Here is a 5,882-nt window from a genome sequence, read left to right as displayed (position 1 = left end):
GACAAGGGGATGGGGAGATGGGGAGAAATAATTTTTAACTCCTCACTCCTAACTCCTAACTCCTAACTCCTAACTCCTAACTCCTAACTCCTAACTCCTAACTCCTAACTCCTCACTCCCAATCCAAAATCCAAAATTGTTCTAATCCGTCACCGCACCCAAACTACTCGAAGATACCAATTTGGCGTATTTTGCTAAAACACCTTTTGTGTAACGGGGTTCTGGTGGTTTCCATTTAGCGCGACGCTTTTCTATTTCTGCGTCAGATACTTCTAGTTGCAATAACCGCGCACTGGCATCAATTGTTATATTATCCCCTTCTTGCACCAAGGCGATAGTTCCACCGACTGCGGCTTCTGGAGCTACGTGTCCGACTACTGTTCCGTAACTTCCTCCGGAAAAACGCCCATCAGTAATTAAACCGACTGAATCTCCTAAACGTGCGCCAATTATTGCAGCGGTAGGTGCTAACATTTCTCGCATCCCCGGACCTCCTTTTGGTCCTTCGTAGCGAACTACAATCACATCACCGGCTTTGATTTTCCCAGAAAGTATGGCATCTAAGCAGGATTCTTCGGATTCAAACACCCGCGCTGGACCTGTTATTTTGGGCATTTTCACACCGCTAATTTTGGCAACTGCTCCCTCACTAGCTAAGTTACCTTTAAGAATAGCTAAGTGTCCCTGTTTATACATTGGGTTTGACCAGGGACGGATAACATCTTGGTCTGTGGGTGGCTCTTCCGGAATATCTGCTAAGACTTCGGCGATGATTTTGCCGCTAATAGTCATACAGTCACCGTGGAGTAAATTATGAGCAAGCAGCATTTTCATCACTTGAGGAATACCGCCAACTTTATGTAAATCTACGGCTACATATCTACCGCTTGGTTTTAAATCACACAATACTGGAACTCTAGCGCGGATGGTTTCAAAGTCATCAATGGTTAATTCCACACCCGCAGCATTGGCGATCGCCAAAAAGTGCAATACTGCATTTGTAGAACCACCAATCGCCATCACTACGGAAATAGCGTTTTCTATAGATTTACGAGTAATTATTTGACGGGGTAAAAGTTTGTGATGTATCGCTTCTACCAAGACTTGAGCCGATTTTTCCGTGCTATCAGCTTTTTCCTCATCTTCTGCTGCCATTGTAGAGGAGTAAGGCAAGCTCATACCCAAAGCTTCAAAAGCAGAAGACATGGTATTCGCAGTATACATTCCACCGCAGGAACCAGCACCGGGACAAGCATTCCGTTCAACTGCTAAAAGTTCTTCTTCTTTAAGATTACCGGAACTGTATTCCCCTACCGCTTCAAAAGCGCTGACAACAGTTAAATCTTGACCATTGTGATGTCCGGGTTTAATCGTACCACCATAAACAAAAATTGCCGGGATATTCATCCGAGCAATGGCAATCATCGCTCCTGGCATATTTTTATCACAACCACCGATGGCAAGTACTCCATCCATACTTTGTCCATTACAAACGGTTTCAATGGAATCGGCAATTACTTCTCGCGACACCAGGGAATATTTCATCCCTTCAGTTCCCATAGAAATACCGTCGCTAATCGTAATTGTACCGAACATCTGCGGCATTGCATCAGCATCGCGAACACCCTTCTCAGCCCTTTGCGCTAGCGTATTGATGCCCATATTGCAGGGTGTGATGGTACTAAAACTATTAGCAATACCTACAATCGGCTTGGTAAAATCTTGATCTCCAAAACCAACTGCTCGCAACATCGCTCGATTTGGCGATCGCTGCACTCCTTGGGTGATAGCTCGGCTTCTAAAATTATCTGACATTTTGATTCCCCTCTACGCCAGCATCTATCATCGCTAGCGCTGAATAATCCGCTTTATTATCTCAAAATATCAGAAACTATAAACTGGATATATAGATAAACTGAAAAACTTATTAGTTTGTTGGAAATTGAAGCTTAATGAAGATGATATTTACATTTTGTGAAACAAGCACGGTTGACAAAGGAAAGCTTTTTCAACGCAGAGGAGCGCTGAGGTTTACGCAGAGGAATAAGGAGGTTTAAGGAAAGTACGTTAGCAGGGTTAGATATTTTAATTGTTTATAATCAAACATACATACCAAAAGTATATTGAGCAACTGTAGAAAGTTTATATGTACTCGATATAGTTATATGCAAACTCAAATTATCATGTACCCCTTAAAGAACGGAGTACGATGTTACAAGCAGAAGAAATATTAGTAGAACGGTATCAACTTCAAAGAGTGCTAGGTAAAAGTGCGATTCGTCAAACTTGGTTAGCACGGGATTTGACAAATCAAGAACAAGTTGTTGTTAAACTGCTGACAGCTAATGATCAATTACAGTGGTATGATATACAGCTTTTTGAACGCGAAGCAAAGGTACTACGACAATTAAACCATCTCCGCATTCCTCAATACTACGATGATTTTGTTCTTGAGCGCGATGTTATATATTTTGCTTTAGTTCAGGAATACATTGCAGCAAAATCTATTAAGGAATTGCTTGCTTCTGGGAAAATTTTTAGCGAAACTGAGGTTAGGGAAATTGCGATCGCAGTTTTGAAAATCCTGATTTATCTTCATAAACTCAATCCCCCGGTTTTGCATCGTGATATCAAACCCAGCAATTTATTATTAGACGAATCAACAAATAAAAATCAAATATACTTAGTTGATTTTGGTGCTGTTCAAGACCGTGTTGCAGCAGAAGGGGCTACATTTACAGTGGTTGGTACCTACGGATATGCACCTCTAGAACAGTTTGGGGGAAGGGCGACACCTGCATCCGATCTCTACGCACTGGGAGCGACTTTGATCCATTTAGCTACTGGTATTTCACCAGCAGATTTACCACAGTTTGATTCGAGGATGCAATTTTCCCATCTCATCGAATTTAACCCTGGCTTGATTAAGTGGTTGCAGCAAATGACTGAACCTAATTTAGAATACCGCTTTGGGAGGGCAACGGAGGCACTCAAAGCACTTGAAACAAATGAACTAGCAATAAATAATCATAATATAGATAACCAGATTTTAGATCCTTCCGTATTATCAATAAACAAATCATTAAAGAAATTAGAAATCTATATTTCTAGCGATGAAAGTCCAATTAAATTGATATTTGGAGGAGGTGCATTATTTCTATGGATGCATTTTATTCTCAATTCTGGTGGTATGGCAAGTACTTGGGTGGGTTTGCTGTTTTTTATATTAGGTGCTTTAATTGCCGCTTGGTTGACATTACCTGGATTTGTAGAAAATCAGATTATTTTTAATCATAAAAAATTTGAAATTAGATGGAAATTATTTGGGATGACGTTAAGAAAACAGCGTGGCAATGTATTAGAAATTGAAAAAGCTTATATTTCCCGAACTGGAGGTATGGGTTATAAAAAAGTGCTGGAAATAATTTTAGCTGTCGGTGTCGATGAATATTCATTCGGTCGATTAAAGACAGGTTTAACAAAAAAAGAAAGTCAACACATAGCTTCAGAAATTAGAAATTGGTTAGGAATTTAATTTAATTGAGGGAAAATGTTAGAACCAGGACAAATACTCGATAATCGCTATCAATTACAAAAAAAATTAGGACAAAATAGTAGTCGTCAAACTTGGTTAGCGATATCATTAATTTCGCAACAACAAGTGGTTTTAAAACTACTTACTTTAAATCCTCAAATTCAGTGGGAAGAACATAAATTATTTGAACGCGAAGGTGAAGTTTTAAAAAAACTCAACCATCCCCGCATTCCCAAATATCAAGATTATTTTATTATAGACAATTTACCAGGTTCAAGATTTCCTTGGTTTATATTAGTACAAAGTTATATTGATGGAGTGTCTTTGCAAGAATTACTCAACCAAGGACAGCGATTTTCCGAATCGCAAGTCGAAAATATTGCAGTTGAAATATTAAATATTTTAGTTTATTTACATTCATTAGAACCACCTGTATTACATCGCGATATTAAACCGAGTAATTTGATTTTAGGAAAAGATAAACAAGTTTATTTAGTTGATTTTGGTGCAGTACAAGATAAAGCAGTCGCCGAAGGTGCAACTTTTACTGTAGCAGGAACTTACGGTTATGTACCAATGGAACAATTTGCAGGGCGTACACAAAGAGCATCCGATTTATATGCATTAGGTGCAACTTTAATTCATTTGATAACAGGAACTCATCCTGCGGATTTACCGCATCAAAATTCTCGAATCGAATTTGCTAATCTCGTTAGCATCGATTTGGGATTAGTTAATTGGATTAGTAAACTTACTGAACCAAATATTAATGATAGAATTAGCTCCGCAAATGATGCAATTGCTGCCCTCGAAAACAAAGATACTTTGAGTCCTGCTATTACAAAGCATAAACCAAAAGGTAGTAAAATCCAACTTCAAAAAACAGCTAACTATCTTGAAATTAAAATCCCTAGACGTGGAGGTAAATCATTACGTTTTTTATATTTAATGGGTTTTATTGTCGCTTTTGTACCCCAAATTACCAATATCATAATTAACACTTATATATTTTGGTCTTTTCCAAATGTCATTTATTTTTCGCTATTTGTCGGAATTTCACTAGTTTTTTTATTATTGTTTGGACATACAGATTTGTATTTTGACCACGATAACTTTGAAGTTAAATGGAAATTATTTGGGTTTTGTTTTTGGCGAAAAGCTGGTAAAAATAAAAATATTCGAGAGATTTATCAAGAGAATAAGAAAGTAGCCTCAGCACCGATGGGCGTAACTATTGAATTAATTAATAAGAAACAAATTACTACTACTCCTTTATCAACTATAGAACGTTATTGGTTGATCAATGAAATAGCAGATTGGTTAAAATTTTAAGTAGAGTGTTGATTAGCGATTTATAATCAAATTTATTGTTGATAAACACTCAGAGCATTTAAAACAATTTTATCAATTAAGGGTTTTAAATTCCTCACTTCGGTACAGACGTAGCAATACGCCCCGTCTCTACAATTCCTAATTCCTAACTCCTCACTTCTCACTTCTCACTCAAAACTCAAAACTCCTAACTCCTCACTTCTCACTTCTCACTTCTCACTCAAAACTCCTATTTCGCTCCCACGCTGCTTGAAAAAAGTCTAATTCGCAAGACATTGCATATCTATAAGCGGAAGCAACTGTTGCGCTATTAGTTGCATAAGTATCAAGAAGTTGTGCTAATTGTTCCGTTAAAGGTTGAAAATCCGCACCGCTATAAGTACGAATCCAGTCTGCATATTGATGATTTGGAATACCATCTCGCGCTAATTCTGTACCTAAAAAAGCATATAAAGCCATACAGGGAGACATAGTAGCAGCAATTAAACCAATATCACCACCCCAAGCAGTTGCGAGTAGAAAATCTGTGTAACGACGAGTTGTATTACCCGGTTGCTGTACTTGTAAATCCACATTCCACTCACGAGCATAACTTTGATGTAGCTGTAATTCTTCCAATACTCCACCAGCTAGATTATGAAAGGTGGTGAATACGGAAAAATCTGGTGATTTAGCAGCAGCAATACTATAAGCACGAGCAAAAGATTTTAAGAAAAAAGCATCTTGTCCCACATAATAAGCGAATTTCTGCCGCTCTAAATTACCACTAGCAATTCCTTGAACAAAAGGATGCTGCAAACAACAGCGAGCTAAATCGAAATTCTCTTTCCACAACTCATCAGAAATAGACATTTTACAGTTGACAGTTGACAGTTGACAGTTGACAGTGGTTAGTTGATGGTTGATGGTTGATGGTTGTTAGTGGTTAGTTGATGGTTGATGGTTGTTAGTGGTTAGTTGATGGTTGATGGTTGTTAGTGGTTAGTTGTTATTTATTTCTCCCCATCTCCCCATC

Annotated in this window: 4 protein-coding genes; 2 read left to right on the top strand and 2 right to left on the bottom strand. The window is 38.2% G+C overall.

Annotated elements, in window-relative coordinates:
- Positions 1-141 precede the first annotated feature (141 nt).
- The gene (ilvD, locus tag IQ247_RS31080) at positions 142-1,815 is read right to left on the bottom strand and encodes a dihydroxy-acid dehydratase (RefSeq protein ID WP_193925963.1); all 1,674 of its coding nucleotides are present in this window, start codon (positions 1,813-1,815) and stop codon (positions 142-144) included.
- 394 nt (positions 1,816-2,209) lie between these two features.
- Here ilvD and IQ247_RS31075 point away from each other — a divergent pair, with 394 nt between their 5' ends.
- Entirely contained in the window at positions 2,210-3,535 is a 1,326-nt protein-coding gene (locus tag IQ247_RS31075; RefSeq protein ID WP_193925960.1) for a serine/threonine protein kinase, read from the top strand.
- Positions 3,536-3,550: 15 nt separating this feature from the next.
- On the top strand, positions 3,551-4,867 hold the full coding sequence (locus IQ247_RS31070; protein WP_193925958.1) for a serine/threonine protein kinase: 1,317 nt from the start codon (positions 3,551-3,553) through the stop codon (positions 4,865-4,867).
- A 216-nt stretch (positions 4,868-5,083) separates the two neighbouring features.
- On the opposite strand, the gene IQ247_RS31065 is transcribed toward IQ247_RS31070, so the two are convergent.
- Positions 5,084-5,719: a TenA family protein gene (locus IQ247_RS31065; protein ID WP_193925956.1), complete on the bottom strand. Its 636-nt coding sequence runs from the start codon at positions 5,717-5,719 to the stop codon at positions 5,084-5,086.
- Positions 5,720-5,882 lie beyond the last annotated feature (163 nt).

This window comes from Plectonema cf. radiosum LEGE 06105 (genome assembly GCF_015207665.1).
Classification (GTDB): domain Bacteria; phylum Cyanobacteriota; class Cyanobacteriia; order Cyanobacteriales; family Nostocaceae; genus Rivularia; species Rivularia radiosa_A.
The sequence above is the reverse complement of the archived record's forward strand: the minus strand, read 5'-3'. Positions and strand labels throughout refer to the sequence as shown.

What these genes read in the sequence shown, in the direction of transcription:
- ilvD (WP_193925963.1), bottom strand. Translation starts at nt 1,815, where the DNA reads ATGTCAGATAATTTTAGAAGCCGAGCTATCACCCAAGGAGTGCAGCGA.
- IQ247_RS31075 (WP_193925960.1), top strand. Translation starts at nt 2,210, where the DNA reads ATGTTACAAGCAGAAGAAATATTAGTAGAACGGTATCAACTTCAAAGA.
- IQ247_RS31070 (WP_193925958.1), top strand. Translation starts at nt 3,551, where the DNA reads ATGTTAGAACCAGGACAAATACTCGATAATCGCTATCAATTACAAAAA.
- IQ247_RS31065 (WP_193925956.1), bottom strand. Translation starts at nt 5,719, where the DNA reads ATGTCTATTTCTGATGAGTTGTGGAAAGAGAATTTCGATTTAGCTCGC.